At 72.9% G+C, this 19,213-nt stretch carries 12 protein-coding genes and 1 pseudogene; 8 read left to right on the top strand and 5 right to left on the bottom strand.

All coding sequences use genetic code 11. From position 1 onward, the window contains the following. The first annotated feature begins 2 nt into the window (after positions 1 to 2). The 5 genes and pseudogenes from ACZ4IF_RS37025 (at position 3) to ACZ4IF_RS37005 (ending at position 7,310) form a co-directional block, all read left to right on the top strand. Positions 3 to 1,190 (top strand): bifunctional class I SAM-dependent methyltransferase/NUDIX hydrolase, encoded by a 1,188-nt coding sequence (locus ACZ4IF_RS37025; protein ID WP_467571213.1) that lies wholly within the window; start codon positions 3 to 5, stop codon positions 1,188 to 1,190. A 285-nt stretch (positions 1,191 to 1,475) separates the two neighbouring features. After that, positions 1,476 to 3,548, top strand: coding sequence for a SpoIIE family protein phosphatase (locus ACZ4IF_RS37020; RefSeq protein WP_467571211.1), 2,073 nt, complete (start codon positions 1,476 to 1,478; stop codon positions 3,546 to 3,548). Between the two features lie 31 nt (positions 3,549 to 3,579). Next, positions 3,580 to 4,002 (top strand): annotated as a pseudogene (locus ACZ4IF_RS37015) (VOC family protein); the annotation flags it as partial. A 271-nt stretch (positions 4,003 to 4,273) separates the two neighbouring features. Next, on the top strand, positions 4,274 to 6,571 hold the full coding sequence (locus ACZ4IF_RS37010; protein WP_467571208.1) for an FUSC family protein: 2,298 nt from the start codon (positions 4,274 to 4,276) through the stop codon (positions 6,569 to 6,571). Positions 6,572 to 6,851: 280 nt separating this feature from the next. Next, positions 6,852 to 7,310: a Crp/Fnr family transcriptional regulator gene (locus ACZ4IF_RS37005; protein WP_359504781.1), complete on the top strand. Its 459-nt coding sequence runs from the start codon at positions 6,852 to 6,854 to the stop codon at positions 7,308 to 7,310. A gap of 50 nt (positions 7,311 to 7,360) precedes the next feature. Here the strand turns inward: ACZ4IF_RS37005 and ACZ4IF_RS37000 are convergent, their stop codons facing one another. The 3 genes from ACZ4IF_RS37000 to ACZ4IF_RS36990 form a co-directional block, all read right to left on the bottom strand. After that, the gene (locus ACZ4IF_RS37000; protein ID WP_467571205.1) at positions 7,361 to 9,103 is read right to left on the bottom strand and encodes a sensor histidine kinase; all 1,743 of its coding nucleotides are present in this window, start codon (positions 9,101 to 9,103) and stop codon (positions 7,361 to 7,363) included. 174 nt (positions 9,104 to 9,277) lie between these two features. After that, a complete protein-coding gene (locus ACZ4IF_RS36995) occupies positions 9,278 to 9,718 on the bottom strand; it encodes a pyridoxamine 5'-phosphate oxidase family protein (RefSeq protein WP_467571202.1) in 441 nt (146 codons plus the stop codon). Positions 9,719 to 9,772: 54 nt separating this feature from the next. Then, complete coding sequence (locus ACZ4IF_RS36990) at positions 9,773 to 10,840, bottom strand: zinc-dependent alcohol dehydrogenase family protein (RefSeq protein ID WP_467571199.1); 1,068 nt, start codon at positions 10,838 to 10,840, stop codon at positions 9,773 to 9,775. 264 nt (positions 10,841 to 11,104) lie between these two features. Here ACZ4IF_RS36990 and ACZ4IF_RS36985 point away from each other — a divergent pair, with 264 nt between their 5' ends. Both ACZ4IF_RS36985 and ACZ4IF_RS36980 read left to right on the top strand, forming a co-directional pair. Continuing rightward, complete coding sequence (locus ACZ4IF_RS36985) at positions 11,105 to 12,415, top strand: phosphoribosyltransferase family protein (RefSeq protein ID WP_467571197.1); 1,311 nt, start codon at positions 11,105 to 11,107, stop codon at positions 12,413 to 12,415. 239 nt (positions 12,416 to 12,654) lie between these two features. Continuing rightward, positions 12,655 to 14,961 carry a SpoIIE family protein phosphatase gene (locus tag ACZ4IF_RS36980; RefSeq protein WP_467571340.1) on the top strand — a complete coding sequence of 769 codons (2,307 nt, stop codon included), beginning with the start codon at positions 12,655 to 12,657 and terminating at the stop codon, positions 14,959 to 14,961. Positions 14,962 to 14,963: 2 nt separating this feature from the next. On the opposite strand, the gene ACZ4IF_RS36975 is transcribed toward ACZ4IF_RS36980, so the two are convergent. Next, positions 14,964 to 17,345 (bottom strand): phosphoketolase family protein, encoded by a 2,382-nt coding sequence (locus ACZ4IF_RS36975; RefSeq protein WP_467571194.1) that lies wholly within the window; start codon positions 17,343 to 17,345, stop codon positions 14,964 to 14,966. 50 nt (positions 17,346 to 17,395) lie between these two features. Here ACZ4IF_RS36975 and ppk2 point away from each other — a divergent pair, with 50 nt between their 5' ends. Then, entirely contained in the window at positions 17,396 to 18,199 is an 804-nt protein-coding gene (gene ppk2 / locus ACZ4IF_RS36970; RefSeq protein WP_467571192.1) for a polyphosphate kinase 2, read from the top strand. Positions 18,200 to 18,216: 17 nt separating this feature from the next. Here the strand turns inward: ppk2 and ACZ4IF_RS36965 are convergent, their stop codons facing one another. Next, a complete protein-coding gene (locus ACZ4IF_RS36965) occupies positions 18,217 to 19,089 on the bottom strand; it encodes a universal stress protein (RefSeq protein ID WP_467571189.1) in 873 nt (290 codons plus the stop codon). Positions 19,090 to 19,213 lie beyond the last annotated feature (124 nt).

Raw genomic sequence — 19,213 nt, 5'->3', positions numbered from 1 at the left:
CGGTGGACTCCGCGGCGGTCGACGCCGAAGCGGTCAATGCCGAGGCCTGGCAGGCCTATGGGACGCACCACCTGGGCCGGGCCACGGTCCTGGCCGAGGTGGAGCGCATCGACTGGGGGATCGGCACGGACGCGGCTCCCGGGGCCGAGGTCCTCGGTGACCTCGCGGGCCGACGCGTGCTCGATCTCGGGTGCGGTCCTGCCCGGCACGCGGCGCACCTCGTGCGTGCGTACGGAGCGCTCGTCGACGCGGTCGACGTCTCGGCCTCCCAGATCGACCGGGCCCGTGCCCGGTACGGCGAACTGCCGGGCCTGCGGCTGGTCCTCGGCGACGCCGTCGAGCACCTGCGCACGGCCGAGCCGTACGACGTGATCTACTCCATCCACGCCGTCCCGTACATCGATCCTCATCGGCTGCTGCCCGCCCTGGCCGGCGCGCTCAGGCCCGGCGGGAGGCTGTGCTTCACGGTGCTGCACACCAACTCCGCGGGAACGGGGCCCTCCACGGCGGTCGCCGCCCGTCCGGAGACCCTGCGGCCGGCGGGCGGCGGGGACCTCGCCGTCCGGATGTGGGTCCTCACGTCACAGGCCTGGGAGGACCTGCTCGTCACGCATGGACTCCAGGTGGAGCGGGTCGACGTGTTCGACGTCCCGGGTGCCGACAACCACGCCTCCTACCTGCTGTTCCAGGTGCGCAGGCCCGCCCGCCGCACGTCCCGGCCCCGCACCGACAAGCCCCCGGTCGCGCACGCGGCGCTCGGTGTGGGCGCGGTCCTCCACGGACCCGACGGCCTCCTGCTGGGCCGCCACCGCCACGGGACCTGGGAGCTGCCCGGCGGAACCGTGGAGCCCGGGGAATCCCTCGAGGAGACCGTCGTACGCGAACTCGCCGAGGAGACCGGACTGCACGCGCGGCCCGCGGACGTGCGCCTGCTGGGCACACTCCTCGACCATGCCGGCGGCGTCCCGCGCGTCACCGTCGGTGCCGTGGTCACGAACTGGCGCGGTGAACCGGCCGACCAGCCGGGAGAGCGCGTCGGCGACTGGCGCTGGTGGGCCCTGGACGCGCTGCCGGACGGGCTGTTCGTGTGCTCCGCCCAGATCCTCACGGCTTGGCGGCCCGGCCTGCCCGTCGACCACACGCCCGCCCACTACACGGCGTACGCCGGCCCGGGCGGGCCCGTGGTCTGACGACGGAGCGGCTTGCCGGGGGCGACGTCGGCCGCTTCGTCCGCGCACCCCAGAGGGCGGGGCCGGCCCGGTGACCAGGTGCCTCGGCACGTGCCCCCCGTACCGTCACTCGTACGGTCGCGCACCCGGTACGGGGAACACCCGCCGTCTTCTCTCGCCGCGTGTGCGCATCGTGTGCCGACTCTTCGCACAGCTGTTGCCCTGCCGGTCGCGCTGTGACGTAATCGGAGGACCCGCAGGACGGATCTTGGCGGTGCCCCTGCCGCGCCGGAAGGAGCGGCTGGGATGCACGGACATGCCACCGGTGAGGACGACGGGATCACCGCGGCGCCCGGCGGGCTGCTGGATCTGCTGCAGGTGGCGGCGGTGGTGCTCGACAGCGACGGGCGCATCGTGCTCTGGAGCCCGGAGGCGGAGCAACTGTTCGGCTATGGCGCGCACGAGGCCCTGGGCCACCGGGCCGACGACCTGCTGGTGTCGCCGGAGAACCGGCAGCGCGCCCGTGACCTGTTCGCACAGGTCCGCTCCGGAGCACGGTGGGCGGGTGTGTTCCCGCTCCAGCACCGGGACGGCACCGAACGCTCGGTGGAGTTCCGCACCATGCGGCTGCGGGACGGTCAGGGCCAGGCCCATCTTCTGGGACTGGCCACGGACGCCGCGACGGTACGGCGCGTGGAGCGGGACCTGGCCCTGTCGCACAGCCTCGTCCATCAGACCCCCGTCGGCATCGCCGTGTTCGACACCGATCTGCGCTGGGTGGGCGTCAACCCGGCGATGGAACGGATGAACGGCCTGTCGGAGGAGGCCGTCCTGGGACGCCGCGTCCGGGAGATGCTGCCGGACCTGGACACGGAGGCCATCGAGGCGCGCATGCGTCTGGTGCTGGCGAGCGGGAGGTCCCTGCTGGACGAGCTGACCGTCGGCAGGACACCGGCGGACAAGGAGGACCGCGCCTACTCCGAGTCGTACCATCGCATCGAGGACGCCGACGGCCGCGTGCTCGGACTCGCCGTGGCCGTCATCGACGTGACCGAACGCCAGCAGGCGGCCGCCGAGATCGCGCGGGCGCGGGAGCGGCTGTCCGTGATCGCGGACGCCGGTGTCCGTATCGGCACCACGCTGGACCTCCAGCAGACGGCCCGGGAGCTGGCCGACGTGGCGGTGCCCCAACTCGCCGATCTGGCCGCGGTCGACGTGCTCGAAGCCGTGGTCACCCACGGCACCACCGCCCCGGTCAGCCCCGACGCGTACGCCGAGTTCAGGGCACTGGCGGTGGCGGCCGGCTACCTCACGGACGCCATTCACGCCGCGGACCCGGTGGGGGAACTCGCCACCTACGGCTCCACCCGCATCATCACCGAGTGCGTACGGGAGGCCAGGCCCATCCTGGTGGAACACGTGGATCCCGGGATGATGCGCCGCATCGCCCGGGACTCGCACGCGGCACAGACCCTGCGCACGGCCGGTGTCCACTCGTACCTGGCGGTCCCGCTCGTGGCACGCGGCGAAGTGCTGGGCACGCTCAGCCTGTACCGCAGCGTCAACTCCCGGCCGTTCGACGAGCAGGACCGCGTCCTCGCCTCCGAACTCGCCGCGCGCGCCGCGATCAGCGTGGACAACGCCCGCCTCTACGGGCGCGAACGCAGCGCGGCCCTGACCCTGCAGCGCAGCCTGCTGCCGCCCGCGCCCGTGGACCACGAGGGGCTCGACGTCGCGTTCCGGTATCTCCCGGCGTTGAGCGAGGTCGGCGGGGACTGGTACGACGTGCTGCACCTGAGCGAAGGCCGGACCGGTCTGATCGTCGGCGACGTGATGGGCAAGGGCGTCCAGGCCGCGGCCATCATGGGGCAGTTGAGCACCGCGACCCGTGCCCTGGCCCGTCTGGACCCCTCGCCCGCCGAGCTGCTGCACCATCTGGACGACATCGCGACCTCCCTCGGCGACACCATCGCCACCTGCGTGTACGCGGTGTGCGATCCCCGCAAGGGCACCTGCGAGCTCTCCAGCGCCGGGCACCTCCCGCCCGTCATGATCCACCCCGACGGCGGCGCGGAACTCCTCGAGATCCCCGGTGGCGTGCCCCTCGGTGTCGGCGGCATTCCCTTCGCCACGATGGAGCAGGAGATGCCGCCCGGCTCGCTGCTCGCGCTCTACACCGACGGGCTGGTCGAGAACCGCGCCCAGTCCATCGACACCGCGCTGGACGCGATGACACGGCTCCTCCAGCAGGCGCAGCGCTCGCGGCACTCCCTGGAGAAGACCAGCGACGCCCTGATCAGCGCACTGCACCCCGAGCCCGACGACGACGTGGCGCTCCTGCTGGTCCGCACGTTCGACCGCTCCCCCGCTCCCGGATGACCCGCGGTCCCGTCCCGGGCACCGTGGCGCCATGGACGCAGACGAGCGGAACGGACTGGCCGGTGGGCGCGTGGCTACCAGGCTGCCCGCCCGGGACCTCGACCGGGCGCGGCGCTTCTGCGCCGAGAAACTCGGTCCGGAGCCCGTGGACGAGCGTCCCGGCGGGCTGCTGTACCGGTGCGGCGGGACGCACTTCGTGGTGTGACGGTCGACGGGCTCCTCGCCCGGCACGTTCACCCGGATGGGGTGGGAGGTCGAGGACATCGAGGCGGTCGTGACCGAACTCAGGCGGCGGGGAGTGGTGTTCGAGGAGGTCGACGTGCCCGGGTTCCGTACCCGGGACGGCATCGCCGAGATCGAGGGGAACTATCCGAGCAAGGGCGCCCGCGGGGAGCGCGGCGCCTGGTTCCGCGACAGCGAGGGGAACCTGCTGGGCGTCGGGCAGCCGGTCGTCCGAGCGGACGACACACGGCCGCGCGGCCTCGCGCGGCCGTTCGGCGGGCCCGGAGCCGCGGCTGCCCGCGGCCGGCCGACGTCCCGCGCGCCCGCCCGGTCATGTGCCACGCGCGCATGGCACGTGACCGGGCGGCAGACGTCAGATCCCGTGCTGGCTCGGGGGACATCCCGCGCAGGGGCGGCGTTCGCGTGGCATGGTCGCTTGCGGGGGCGTTCACGTTCGCACGGGGCTCGGGCGGACATGCCGGCGACGGGAGGTGTGCTGGGCCGTGCAGAGACCCGGCCGGATCCTTCACGACGGCTCGTTCGCTTCGTGGCTGCGTGACCACGATCCCGAGTTCGCGGCGACGCGTCGCGCCGGGCGGGCCGCCTTCGTGATGCCCGCCCTGTTCGCGCTGTGCACCCAGGTGATCGGCTCGCCGACGATGGCGACGTACGCCGCCTTCGGCTCGCTGGCGATGCTCCTTTTCGTCGACTTCACCGGACCGATGACGCAGCGGCTGCGGGCGCACGTCGGCCTCGCCCTCGCTTGGGGGGTGCTCATCTGCCTCGGCAGCGTGGTGGCCTTCCAGATCTGGCTCGCGGTGACCGTCACGGTCGTGATCGGCTTCCTGGTGCTCTTCTCGGGCGTGGTCAGTTCCGTCCTCGCGGGCGCGTCGACCGCCCTCCTGCTGGCCTTCATCCTCCCGGTGACCTCGCCGGAGCCGCTGTCCGTGCTGCCCGCGCGGCTCGCCGGAGCGGGCATCGCGTCCGTCGCCGCCATGCTCGCGATCTCCCTGCTGTGGCCCCGGCCGGTCAGGGACCCGCTCGCCGAACCGGCCGCACGGGTGTGCCGCGCCGCCGCCGAGCAACTGCGCACCGACGCGTCCCTGCTGGCCGGCGGCCCGGACGCGGCGAGCGGCCCGCAGTGCCGGGCCACGGCCGACGTGGCCGCCGCCGCGGCGGCCGACCTGCGGGCCGTCTTCGACGCCACGCCCTACCGGCCGACCGGCCTCTCGGCGGGCTCACGGGCCATCGTCCGCCTGGTCGACGAGCTGACCTGGCTCGGCGACATCCTGGCCGACAGCGTGCCGCCCGAGAAGGAGCGGGTGCTCTGCGACGACGACGCCCATGCCGTACGGCGGGCCGCCGCCCGTCTGCTCGACGAATCCGCCGCGCTGCTCGACCGCCCGCGCGACTCGCCCGACGCCCTGCGCGCCGCCCAGGGCGATCTGCGCACGGCCATGAACGACATGGAGGGCAACGCCACCACCCGGCTGCCCGTGCACCACGACGCGACGGCCACCCGGACGCAGGTACATCCCTTCATCGGTGTGCTGGACCTGTCGTTCCGGGCCCAGGAGGTCGGCTTCGCGACACTGCAGATCGCCCGCAACGTGGACCTGGCCGCCGCCGCGGACCGGCGCAGCTGGCCGGAGGCCCTCCTCGGCCGCGAGCCCGGGGCCCTGGCGAAGCCACTGGCGGCGGCCCGGGAGCGGGCCGCGGCCTACCTCCAGCCGCAGTCCGTGTGGCTGCACAACAGCCTCCGCGGCGCGCTCGGACTCGGCATCGCGGTCGCCCTCGCCAAGGTGACGACGCTCCAGCACTCCTTCTGGGTGACCCTGGGCACCCTGTCGGTGCTGCGCTCGAACGCCCTCAACACCGGGCAGAACGCCGTTCGCGCCGTCGCCGGCACCATCGCGGGCTCGATCATCGGCGCGGGGCTGCTCCACCTCATCGGCCACCACGGCACCGTGCTCTGGTTCCTGCTGCCCGTGGCCGTACTGCTCGCGGGCATCGCTCCCTCGTCCATCTCCTTCGCCGCCGGCCAGGCGGCGTTCACCGTCACCCTGGTCATCCTGTTCAACATCGGCCACGACCCCAATTGGCGGATCGTGCTGCTGCGCATCCAGGACATCGGCCTCGGCTGCGCCGTGAGCGTGGTCATGGGCCTGTTCTTCTGGCCGCGTGGCGCCGCCGCCGCGGTCAGCCGCGCGCTCGCCGAGGCGTACACGGAGAGCGCCCGCTATCTGGCCGGGACCGTGGAGTACGCGGTCGGGCTGTGCGGCGCCGGGCCCGTCTCGGCGGACGCTCCCCTCAAGGAGCGGCGCGACGCTGCCGCCGCCGCCCGCCGGCTCGACGACACCTTCCGCAGCTACCTGGCCGAGCGCGGCCCGAAGCCGACGGCACTCGCCGACATGACCGCGCTGGTCACGGGCATCGTGGGTCTGCGGCTCGCCGCAGACGCCGTCCTGGGCCTGTGGAAGCGGTCCGGCGGACAGGACAGCGCCGCGGACCGGGCGGACGCGCGGCTCGTCATCGTGGGAGCGGCCGGCCGGATCACCGACTGGTACCGGGACCTCGCCGCCACCCTGGGCCGGGGCGCGGACGTCCCGGACCCGCTGCCCCGCAGCCCGGCGGTGGAGGGACGGCTCGTCGACTGTCTGCAGCAGGACCTGTCCGACACGGGCGGCCGGGGGGCGGCCACCGCCGTCCGCATCATCTGGACCGCCGACCACCTCGATGTCGCCCGCCGCCTCCAGCCGAGCCTGGCGAAGGCCGCCCGGCCTCTGCTCCACCGCACCTGACGGCACGGGGGGACCCGCACGACCGGACCCCGGCCCGGGGCACCCTGCACGGGGTCCGGTCGTGTGCCCGTGCGCCTTCCGTGCGGGCGGGAGGGTGGAGCCTGCGCGGGCAGGGCCGAACGGCCCCGGAAGGGCCCGGGCGGCCCGTGGTACCCGGCCCCGCCCGGGCAGAGGCTGGGACCACGGGCACCGGCTGGGAGCAGCAGCCCTCCCCCACCCCCGATGGGCACGTCGCACTCACCGAACGGCTGCGGGCACAGGGAAGAAGGGAGCCGGAGCCATGACCTCCGCCACCACCATGACCGCGGCTCTCGGGACCGAGCACCGCGAACAGCTGATGTGTCTCGCCCGAGAGGTCTCGTTCCCGTCCGGCGCGCGGCTCTTCGAGGAGGGCCGGCACGCCGACCGCTTCTGGATCATCCGCAGCGGGACCGTCGCGCTCGACCTGCACGTTCCGGGACGGCGCGCCGCCGTCATCGAGTCCCTCGGCCACGGCGAACTCGTCGGCTGGTCCTGGCACTTCGCGCCGTACGTGTGGCAGCTGGGCGCGGAGGCCGCGAGCCCGGTGCGGGCGCACGAGTTCGACGCCGACGCGGTGCGGGCGATGTGCGCCCGCGATCCCGAATTCGGCCGGGCGGTGGCGACCTGGGTCGGCCGGGTGGTCGCCCAGCGGCTCCAGGCGTCGCGCAACAGGCTGCTGGACCTCTACGCCCCGTACGGCAGCGGCGTCCGCGGCTGACCCGAGGCCACGTGCCGCACCCGCGACCGGAGCGCGCGCCGGACCGGCCGTCAGTCCCCCCGCTGCTCCGGTTCCCCCAGCGGTACGCGCCACACCAGCGTGCTCCCGCCCCCCTCGGGCGTGCTCAACTCCAGCTTTCCGCCGAGCTGTTGCGCGCGCTCGGCCATATTGCGCAGACCGCTGCGGCGACCGCCCGCAGGAATGCCCACGCCGTTGTCGCCGACGGACAGCAGCACCTCGCGTCCGTCGGTCCTGAGGGCCACGTCGGCGCGGTCGGCCCGGGCGTGCCGGGCGATGTTCGTCAGGGCTTCGGAGAGCACGGCCACGACGTGGTCGGCGATCTCGCGCGACACCTCGGTGTCCACCAGACCTTCCATGCGCACGCTGGGGGCGAATCCCAGCACCGGCGCGGCCTCGCCGACGAGCCGCACGACACGGGCCCGCAAGCCGGATCCCGTGGCGGCCCCGTGCGTGCGCAGTCCGAAAATGGTCGAACGGATGATCTTGATGGTCTCGTCGAGGTCGTCCACGGCTCGGAGCACCCGCTCCGAGGCCTCTGGATGCTCGATGAAGCGCCCCGCGCTCTGCAGCGTCATGCCGGTGGCGAAGAGCCGCTGGATCGCCAGGTCGTGCAGGTCCCTCGCGATCCGGTCGCGGTCCTGGAGCACCGCGATCTCCTCGGCGTCCCGGCGACGCTCCGCCAGCTCCATCGCGATCGCCGCCTGCGCGGCGAACACCTGGAGGGACTCGGTCTCCTTGGCCGAGAACGGCATGCCGTCGCTCTCCCGGACGAGGAGGACCACGCCCCGGACGCCGTCCGCGCCGGTGCCGATGGGAACGGCGACGGCCGGGCCGAGTCCGGTGGACCGCAGCGGCCCGGTCAGGACCCGCTCCTCGTCGGTGACATCCGCGCTGGTGACGGCGCTCCCGGTGGAGAACGCCTCGCCGATCAGGGGGTCGTCGGCCGGCAGCACCAGCCCTCGGAGCTCCTCCGCCTCGTGTCCGAGGGCGAGTTCGACGGTGAGCGGGCCGGTGTCCGCCATGGGCATCGCGACGAGGGCCAGGGCGGCCCCGGTGATCTCCCGGGCCCGGTCGGCGATCAGCCCGAGGGTCTCCGCGCGCTCCGCCCCGGACATGAGGCTGTGGGTGATCTCCGCGTTGACCCGCAGCCACCGCTCACGCAGCCGGGACTCCGCGTACAGCCGGGCGTTGTCGATAGCGACGCCCGCGGCCACCGCCAGCGTCTGCGTGACCGAGACGTCCTCCTCGTCGAAGGGGCCGCCACCGCGCTTCTCCGTCAGGTACAGATTGCCGAAGACCTGGTCACGCACCCGGATCGGGACACCCAGGAACGTGTTCATCGGCGGATGGTGGGCCGGGAAGCCGTAGGAGGCGGGATGCTCGGAGATCTTCTCCAGACGCAACGGCTCGGGACGGCGGATCAGCTCTCCCAGGATCCCGTGCCCCTCCGGATACGCACCGATCCGGGCGATCTGCTCCTCGCTCACGCCGACCGTGTGGAAGGCCGACAACCGCCTGCCGTCCGGGCCGATGACACCGAGCGCCGCGTACTCGGCGTCGACGAGCGCCGCCGCGGCCTGGACGATACTGCGCAGCGCCTGCTCCAGATCCAGCTCCCGCCCCACCGCGAGCACCGCCTCCAGGAGACTGTGCACCCGGTCCCGCGTCCCACGGGCCGCGTCCAGCCGTGCCTGCAGCTCCTCCAGCAGTTCGTCCAGCCTCAGCTGAGGCAGCCGTACACGGGCCTGCCGGGCCTCCTCGGGACTTCCCACCTGCACTCCTCCGGGTGCGCTCGACGCACGGACGGTGATCCTCGCGGTCATGTGCCACGGTAGTGGGAGGGGGCAGGGGGTGCCGAGGGCGCGTGGCCGGTGACGGTCGTGCCCGTACGACGGGAGACGGGCCGGTGTGAACGGTGACGGCCCCGCCTGACCGGTGACGGCCGTTCACACGGTGAAGGGCACCCCCTCCGTCGTCTCGTCCCCGACGAGTTCACGTCCGGTGACCAGCTCCGCCGCGATGCGTACGAAGACCTCCCGCGACGCGGACACCCAGGAGCGCGGACCGGTCCGGACGAGCCGCGCGTGCTCGTCCGGATCGGTGACCACGGTGGCGGCCCCGGTGACGACGACGCTCCAGCCGACCCTGGCGGCCGGGTCGACCTGGTCGGCCTCGAAGGCGACGACCGAGTCGTCGATCGCCCGCACCAGCTCGGAGGACGCGGAGGTGCACAGCAGCACCGCACCGTCGGAGTCCAGGCTGAAATTCACCGGCAGGACGGCGGGCAGTGCCTGACGGGTGTGGACGATGCGTCCCACGGGCACCAGGGCCAGTCGGCGCAGGCACTCAGGCCTGTCGAGCTCGCGGAATCCGTCGTGTGGGTACATCGGCCCGTCCCGTCTCTCATGTCGTGCCGCCGCCCTGCGTGTCCCGGGCCGGACTCAGGCCGCGCGAACGGCGAGCTCGTGCAGCTCCCCGCCCAGCACCACCTTGAGGGCGCCGGTGTCGGCGGCCCCGGCGAATACGTCGTACGCCTCCTCGATGCGGTCGAGCGGGAAGGTGTGGGTGACGAGGTCACCGGTCGGCAGCCGGCCGGCCGTCGCCATCCGCAGCAGGGTCGGTGTGGAGTAGGTGTCGACCAGACCGGTGGTGATGGTCACGTCCTTGATCCACAGGTCTTCGAGGTGCAGGGTCGCGGGTTTGCCGTGCACTCCGACGTTGGCCACGTGGCCGCCGGGCCGGACCATGCGGGTGCAGAGTTCGAAGCTCTCGGGCACCCCCACGGCCTCGATGGCCACGTCGGCGCCCAGCCCCTCGGTCAGGTCGGCGATCAGTTGCTCGGGGTCCTCGCCGACGAGTGCCACGGCGTCCGCGCCGAGGCGCCGTGCTGCGTCGAGCCGGGCGGGGGCCAGGTCCACGGCGACGATCCGCTCGGGCGCGAACAGCCGGGCCGTGGCGATCGCCGCGAGTCCGATGGGACCGGCCCCGACGACGGCCACGGTGTCGCCCGGCCGGACCTGTCCGTTGAGCACACCCACCTCGTAGGAGGTCGGGAAGATGTCCGCCAGCAGCACGGCGTCCTGGCTCGCCATGGCGCCGGGCAGCGGATGCACGGAGAGGTCGGCGTACGGGACGCGCACGTACTCGGCCTGGGTGCCGTCGATCAGATGGCCGAGGATCCAGCCACCGCCGCCCAGGCACTGGCCGTACATCGCCTCCCGGCAGTAGCGGCAGCGTCCGCACGCGCTGATGCAGGAGACGAGCACGCGGTCGCCCGGCCGTACGGTCCCGACGTCGCCGCCGATCTCGACGACCACGCCGACGGCCTCGTGGCCGAGCACGGTGCCGGGGCGCACCTCGGGCACGTCGCCCTTGAGGATGTGCAGGTCCGTTCCGCAGATGGTGACGACGCCGACCTGCACGATCGCGTCGGTGGGTGCCTTGATGTCCGGGTCGGGGACGTCCTCCCAGGCGGACTGTCCGGGACCGTGGAAGACGAAGCCTTTCATGACGCTCCTACTGTCCTTGGTCGGCACGGAAGCCGGGGCCTGCGGCCTCTGCACGGCCGGTGCGGTCCGGGCTCCGGTGGGGCACCCGGACCGGCCCCACCAATCCAGTCTGGCCCGCTCTTCCGTCGCGCGCTTGGGCCGACCGGCCCCCGTGGCGAGCCGGCCGGCTCGCTCCGCGTGCCCCGCGGACTGCCGACTCGGCCGGAGCGCGCTGCAATGGAAGGAGAACGGTTCCCGTGGGATGCGGGCGCGAGGAGGTGCCGTATGCGATTCGAGGACCGTACGGATGCCGGTCGCCGTCTGGCCGAGGACCTGGAGCATCTGCGGAGCGAGGACACCGTGGTGCTCGGGCTGCCGCGGGGCGGCGTCCCGGTGGCCCATGTGGTGGCGACGGCGCTGGACGCGCCGCTGGACGTGCTGGTGGTGCGCAAACTGGGCGTCCCGTGGCAGCCGGAGCTCGGTTTCGGCGCGATCGGCGAGCACGGCGTCCGCGTCCTGAACGACCGGGTGATCCGCGCGACCGGTGTGGATTCCGCGCAGCTGGCCGCCGTGGAGGAGGCCGAGCGGGCCGAGCTGGCGCGGCGCGTACGCCGCTACCGCGCCGACCGTGCGCCGGTGCCCCTGGCCGGGCGGACGGTCGTGGTCGTGGACGACGGCCTGGCCACCGGCGCCACCGCCGAGGCCGCCTGTCGCGTGGTGCGGGACCAGGGCGCCGCCCGGGTCGTGCTCGCCGTCCCGGTCGCGCCGGAGGAGACCCTCCCGCGCCTGCTGACGGTGGCCGACGAGGTCGTGTGTCCCGCTCCCCAGCGCTGGTTCGGCTCGGTCGGTGCCTGGTACCACGACTTCGCCCAGACCACCGACGACGAGGTCACCGCGCTGCTGGCCGGCCCGGTCCCGCCCGCACCGGATCCGCCACCGCCGAACCGCGAGGTCGAGGTGCCGTCGGGCCGGGAGCGGCTGGCCGCGCGGTTCGTGCTCCCGGAGTCCGCCCGTGCCGTGGTCGCCTTCGCGCACGGCAGCGGCAGCGGCCGGCACAGTCCGCGCAATCGGTACGTCGCCGGCGTCCTCAATCGCGCCGGCCTCGGGACGCTGCTGCTCGACCTGCTCACCGTGGAGGAGGAAGGCGACCGGGACAACGTGTTCGACATCGCCCTGCTGGCCGGCCGTCTCCAGTCGGCGGCAGCCTGGCTGCGCCGCGAAACCGCCCTGCCCGTGGGCTACTTCGGGGCGAGCACGGGCGCCGGGGCGGCGCTGGAGGCCGCGGCCGACGACCCCGCGATCGGTGCGGTCGTCTCCCGCGGTGGCCGCCCCGACCTGGCCTCCCCTGCGGCGCTGGCCCGCCTCCGGGCCCCGACCCTGCTCATCGTCGGCGGTCTCGACACGCAGGTGCTCAGCCTCAACCGGCTCGCCGCCGACCGGATGCGCTGCGAGCACCGCCTCGCCGTGGTCCCCGGAGCGGGCCACCTCTTCGCCGAGTCGGACACCCTGACCACGGTCGCCGAGCTGGCCCGCGACTGGTTCACCACACGCCTCGCGCCTCCGGAGGCCGGCGCTCCGCCGCTCAGATCCGCCTGACCACCCCGAACCGCGGGTCCTCGACGCCGCGCCCGCGGTTCCGCAGCCGGACCCACGTGGCAGCGGAGTTGTCACCGTAGGCACCGCCGACGGCCGGTTTCGACCGTTGTGGGGTCACTAAGCGACATGTCCGTGTGGCGGGGCACGGGGTGCGCTGAGATGGCCGACTCATGATGAGCCGCGGATCGGGGATGGGCATGAGCGACTTGGCCGAATCAGTGGCATCCGGTGCCGCCGGCATGGTGGAGCGGCCGGGGTGCCGGTGCGGCGACGGCATGGACACGAGCGGCCCTCGTGCCGCGGAGGAACGGTTCCGCGGGCTCCTCGAAGCGGCACCCGACGCCATGGTCATCGTCGACGACACCGGCACCATCAGACTCGTCAACGCCCAGACCGAAGTGCTCTTCGGCTACCGCCGCGAAGAACTCCTCGGCCACCCCGTCGAACTCCTCGTCCCCGGCCGCTTCCGCGCCCACCACACCGCCCACCGCAACGGCTACGCCCACAACCAGCAAGTACGCCCCATGGGCGCCGGACTCGACCTCTACGGCCTGCGCAAGGACGGCACCGAATTCCCCGTCGAGATCAGCCTCAGCCCCCTCGAGACAGCCGACGGCCTCCTCGTCTCCGCCGCCGTCCGCGACGTCAGCGAACGCAAGGCCGCCGAGGAACGGTTCCGCGGGCTCCTCGAAGCGGCACCCGACGCCATGGTCATCGTCGACGACACCGGCACCATCAGACTCGTCAACGCCCAGACCGAGGCACTCTTCGGCTACCGCCGCGAAGAACTCCTCGGCCACCCCGTCGAACTCCTCGTCCCCGGCCGCTTCCGCGCCCACCACACCGCCCACCGCAACGGCTACGCCCACAACCAGCAAGTACGCCCCATGGGCGCCGGACTCGACCTCTACGGCCTGCGCAAGGACGGCACCGAATTCCCCGTCGAGATCAGCCTCAGCCCCCTCGAGACAGCCGACGGCCTCCTCGTCTCCGCCGCCGTCCGCGACGTCAGCGAACGCAAGGCCGCCGAGGAACGCATCAACGAACTGGCCGCGCTGGTCGAGTCCTCTCAGGACGCGATCCTCGCCAAGACCCTCGACGGGCGCATCACCTACTGGAACGCGGCGGCCCACCGGCTGTACGGATACACCTCGGCGGAGGCGGTGGGACAGCATGTGTCGATACTGGCGCCCGGCGACCGGTACGACGAGGTCAGTGCGCTCCTCGACCGGCTCTGCCTGGGCGAGAAGGTCGAGCACTTCGAGACCCTGCGGGTCACGCGCAGCGGTGGCCTGCTCGACGTCGACGTGACCCTGTGGCCCACCCGCGCGCCGGACGGCACGGTCATCGGGGCGTGCGCCATCGTCCGCGACATCAGTGACCGCAAGCGCGCCGAGGCGGAACTGACGGAGCTGTACGAGCAGCAGCGCCACATCGCGCTGACGCTGCAGCGCAGCCTGATGGGGACACCGCCGGCCATACCCGGTCTGGTCACGGCGAGCCGCTATCTGCCCGCCACCCAGGGCGCGGGAGTGGGCGGCGACTGGTTCGACCTGATCCCGCTGGGTGCGGGCCGGGTCGGGGTGCTCATCGGTGACGTGATGGGGCGCGGCCTGGAGGCCGCCGCCGTGATGGGCCAGCTGCGGTCCGCCGCGCACGCGCTCGCCAAGACCGGGATGCAGCCCCGACAGCTGATGCAGGCCCTGGACGCCGTGGTCGCCGACCTGGGCGTGCCCGATCAGCTCGTCACCTGCTGCTATCTGGTGATCGCCGCGGACGCGGGAGAGGTGATGATCTGCTCCGCGGGCCACCTGCCCGTGCTCGTCACCGTCCCGGGGCAGGGCGCCCGGACGATTCCGGCCCCCGTGAACGCGCCGCTCGGCGTCGGGGACGTGATCTACGAACAGTGCAGCACGACGATCCCGCGGGGGGCCACGCTCGTCCTCTACACCGACGGACTGATCGAGACGCCCGGCAGCGACATCGAGGACCAGCTCGCCGAGCTCATCCGCACCCTGGACAAACTCGCGGGCGACGCGCCCGACCTCGAAGGCGCCGCCGACCATGTGCTGGCGACCCTGCTGCCCGACGCCGACGGCCACGACGACGTCACGCTGCTGCTGACCCAGTTGCCCGCGGCGCCCCTGGCCACGGCCACGACCGATCTGCCCGCCCGGCCGGAGTCGGTACCGGCCGGGCGGGGTTTCCTCGGCGCCGCGCTGGACTCGTGGGGTCTGAAGGACCGGACGGACGACGCGTGCCTGCTGCTGTCCGAGATCCTCACCAACGCGGTGCAGCACGCGCAGGGCCCGATCGGACTGCACGTGTGCCGCACGGACACCGAGCTGACCGTCGAGATCAGTGACCGCAGCACCCATCTGCCGCAGCCCCGCGTCGCGTCCGAGGACGCGGAGTCCGGGCGGGGCCTCCTGCTCGTCCGTGCCCTCGCCGATGCCTGGGGCGTGCGGCCCACCGACGAGGGCAAGACGACCTGGTTCAGTCTCAAGCGCAAGCACCGGAACCCCCGGGAGACGGCCGGGACGTGAGGTCAGGAACTCCAGGTCCAGTCGGCCACTTCGGGCAGGTCCGTGCCGTGCTCGCGGATCCAGGCGTGGTGGCGGGTGCGCGCGTCGGCCATCGTCTGGCGTACCGCCGCGGCCCGTACCGCGAGGCCGGGGACGCGGTCGATGACGTCCATGACCAGCCGGTAGCGGTCCAGGTCGTTGCGGACCACCATGTCGAACGGCGTGGTCGTGGTGCCCGACTCCTTGTAGCCGCGCACATGCAGGTTCCGGTGGCCGGCGCGCCGGTAGGCGAGGCGGTGGATCAGCCAGGGGTAGCCGTGGTAGGCGAAGATCACCGGCTTGTCCCGGGTGAACAGTCCGTCGTACTCGAAGTCGCTCATCCCGTGCGGATGTTCCTCGCGCGGCAGGAGCCGGGTCATGTCGACGACGTTCACGACGCGGACGGAGAGCTGCGGGAGGTGACGCCGCAGCAGTTGTGCCGCGGCCAGCACTTCCTGGGTGGGGACGTCGCCGGCGCAGGCCAGGACGACGTCCGGTTCGGTGCCGTTCTCGGTGCCCGCCCAGTCCCAGATGCCCGCGCCGCGCGCGCAGTGGTTGCGGGCCTGGTCCATGGACAGCCAGTCGAAGCAGGGCTGTTTGCCCGCCACGATCACATTGACGTAGTCGCGGCTGCGCAGGGTGTGGTCGGCGACGGAGAGCAGGGTGTTGGCGTCCGGCGGCAGGTAGACACGGACGACCTCGGGGCTCTTGTTGAGGACGTGGTCGACGAATCCCGGGTCCTGGTGGGAGAAGCCGTTGTGGTCCTGGCGCCACACGTGCGAGGTCAGCAGGTAGTTGAGGGACGCGATGGGGGCGCGCCATGTCAGCTGCCGTGATGTCCTGAGCCATTTGATGTGCTGGTTGACCATCGAGTCGACGATGTGCACGAACGCCTCGTAGCAGGAGAACAGCCCGTGCCGGCCGGTGAGGAGATAGCCCTCCAGCCAGCCCTGGCACAGGTGCTCGGAGAGGATCTCCATCACCCGTCCGTGCCGGTCGAGGTGTTCGTCCACCGGCAGTTGCCGTTCCTGCCAGGCCTTGCCGCTGGCCTCGAAGACGGCCTGCAGCCGGTTGGACGCCGTCTCGTCGGGGCCCACCAGACGGAAGTCCCGGCGCTGCGCCGTGTCCTGCATGATCCGTTCGAGGAAGTCGCCGAGGACACGGGTCGGCTCGTGCAATGTCGCCCCCGGCTTGTCGACGGGTACGGCGAAGTCGTCGAGCGGGGGCACGGGGAGGTCGCGGACGAGGAGACCGCCGTTGGCGTGCGGGTTGGCGCCGAGCCGCCGTGCCCCGTCGGGGACGCAGGCGAGCACGTCCGCGACGGGCCGGCCCTCAGTGTCGAACAACTCCTCGGGCCGGTACGAACGCAGCCACGCCTCCAACTGCCGCAGGTGGTCAGGGTTCTCCCGGACGCCCGGCAGCGGCACCTGGTGGGCGCGCCAGGTGCCCTCGACCGGCACGCCGTCCACCTCGGCGGGACCGGTCCACCCCTTCGGCGTGCGCAGCACGATGACGGGCCAGTGCGCGCGCTCGGTGACGCCTTCCTCGCGTGCCCCGCGCTGCACCTCGGCGATGCGCTCCAGCGCCTCGTCGAGAGCGGCGGCCATGGCCCGGTGCACCTGGGCGGGGTCGTCGCCGCTGACGTGGAGGGGCTCGTGACCGTATCCGCGCAGCAGTGCGTCGAGCTCGGACTCCGGGAGGCGGGACAGCACCGTCGGGTTGGCGATCTTGTAGCCGTTGAGGTGCAGGATCGGCAGGACGGCCCCGTCGTGTACCGGGTCGAGGAACTTGTTGGAGTGCCAGGAGGCGGCCAGCGGCCCGGTCTCCGCCTCGCCGTCACCGATCACACAGGCGACCAGCAGGCCGGGGTTGTCGAGGGCGGCGCCGTAGGCGTGGGCGAGCGAGTAGCCGAGCTCGCCGCCTTCGTGGATCGAGCCGGGGGTCTCCGGGGCGACATGGCTGGGCACGCCGCCCGGGAACGAGAACTGCCGGAAGAGCCGTTCCATGCCCGGGGCGTCCCGCGACACGTCCGGGTAGGTCTCGCTGTAGCTGCCCTCCAGCCAGGAGTTGGCGACCACGGACGGTCCGCCGTGTCCCGGCCCCCACACGCACACCGCGTCCAGTCCCCGTTCCTTGATCACCCGGTTGAGGTGGGTGTGCACCAGGTTGAGACCGGGCGAGGTACCCCAGTGCCCCAGCAGCCGCGGCTTGATGTGCTCCGGCCGCAGCGGCTCGCTCAGCAGCGGGTTGGCCAGCAGGTATATCTGTCCTGCCGCCAGGTAGTTGGCGGCGCGCCAGTGGGCGTCCAGGGTGCGCAGTTCCTCGTCGGAAAGTACGGTGGCGTCCTGGTGTTCGACCTTGGGCATGGGTGACCCTCCGGGAGTCATCGACTAGGTCATCGGGTGGTGGAGGCGGCATGGCCGACGATGAGGCGGCAAAGCTGCCGCGCAAGGTGTACGAGCAGGAACTGCTCCGTCTTCAGACGGAGTTGGTGAAACTGCAGGAGTGGGTGCGGGCCGAGGGGGCCCGGCTGGTCGTGATCTTCGAGGGGCGCGACGCGGCGGGCAAGGGCGGCACGATCAAGCGGGTGGCCGAGCATCTGAACCCGCGCTCGGCGCGGATCGCGGCGCTGCCCAAGCCGACCGAGCGCGAGCGCACGCAGTGGTACTTCCAGCGGTACGTGGAGCAGCTGCCGGCCGCCGGGGAGATCGTGCTCTTCGACCGGTCCTGGTACAACCGGGCCGGTGTCGAACGCGTGATGGGCTTCTGCACGAAGGAGGAGCACCAACGTTTCCTGCGCCAGTGCCCGATCTTCGAGCGCATGCTGGTGGAGGACGGCATCCTGCTGCGCAAGTACTGGTTCTCGGTGAGCGACGCCGTGCAGCAGGAGCGCTTCCGGCGGCGGCTGGAGGACCCGGTACGGCGCTGGAAGCTGTCGCCGATGGACCTGGAGTCGCTCACCCGCTGGGAGGCGTACTCGCGGGCCAAGGACGAGATGCTGGTGCACACCGACGTCAGCGAGGCGCCCTGGTACGTCGTGGAGAGCGACGACAAGCGCCGGGCGCGCCTCAACATGATCGCCCACCTGCTGGGTTCCCTGCCGTACCACGAGGTGCCGCCCACGGTCCTCGAACTGCCGGAGCGGCCGGCGTCGACCGGCTACCAGCGCCCGCCGCGTGATCTGCAGACCTACGTGCCGGATCACGCGGCGACCCTCTGAGGGGCCCGTCGCCACGTTCACGGCCGCTCGGGCACGACGGCCACGGGGCAGGCGGAGCGGTGCAGGACGCCGCGGGCGACGCGGCCCAGCCGGAGTCTCGCGTGTCCTCGCTCGCGCCGGGCGCCGACCACGAGGAGGTCCGCGTCCTGCGAGGCGGCCAGGAGCACGGGGCGCGGGGCGCCCTGCACGGCGTGCCGGTACACCTCCACGGCCTTCGGGGCGTCGTGCACCGCCGTCTCCAGCGCCTCCACGGCCTGCTGCTCGTGTGTGGGGGCCGGACCGTCCTCGGGCGCCGGAGGAGCGGGCCGTGCGTGCCCGTGCGCGCGCCAGGCCCGTACGGCTTCCAGAGGCACTCCGCGCAGTTCCGCTTCCTGGAGCGCGAACCGCGCCGCCGCCGAGTCGGCGGCCCCCTCTTTGACCCCCAGAACGACGAGGCCGGGCTCGTCGGCGCGGGCCCGGTCGTCGGCGCTGCCGCGCAGCACGATCACCGGGCAGCTCGCCCGTTCGGCCACGCTCAGGCTGACGGAGCCGAGGAGCAGTTCGGCGAGGCCGCCGCGGCCGTGCGTGCCGAGCACGACGGCGGTGGCGTTCCGGCTCTCCCGCACGAGCGCGGAGGTCGGATCCTCGGGCAGCACGTCGGTGGACGTGGGCACGCCGGGCCGGCGGCGGTGGGCGCGCTGCGCGGCCGCCTCGACGATGTTCTCGGCCATCACCTGCTCCGCCGGCTTCTCCGTCAGGCCGGCGGGCGCGGCGCCCTCGAAGCGCTCCCACAGCGAGGCGTGCACCAGCCGCAGGGGCACCTTGCGGCGTGCGGCCTCGTCGGCCGCCCAGTCGACCGCCCACAGGGTGGCCTCGGAACCGTCGACACCGACCACGAGCGGGAGGTCCACCGTCCTCACCGCCCGGTGCGGACGGTGACACGGACGCCGTCTCGGCACGGGTCCGAGCGTTCCGCCGCGACCGGGTGCGCGCCGACGGTTGGTACGACCGCTGCCTTCATCGGTTCCTTCTCCT

It is taken from the genome of Streptomyces sp. NPDC025784 (assembly GCF_055558435.1).
Note: the sequence above shows the minus strand (reverse complement) of the source record. Positions and strands in the feature narration are given on the sequence as shown.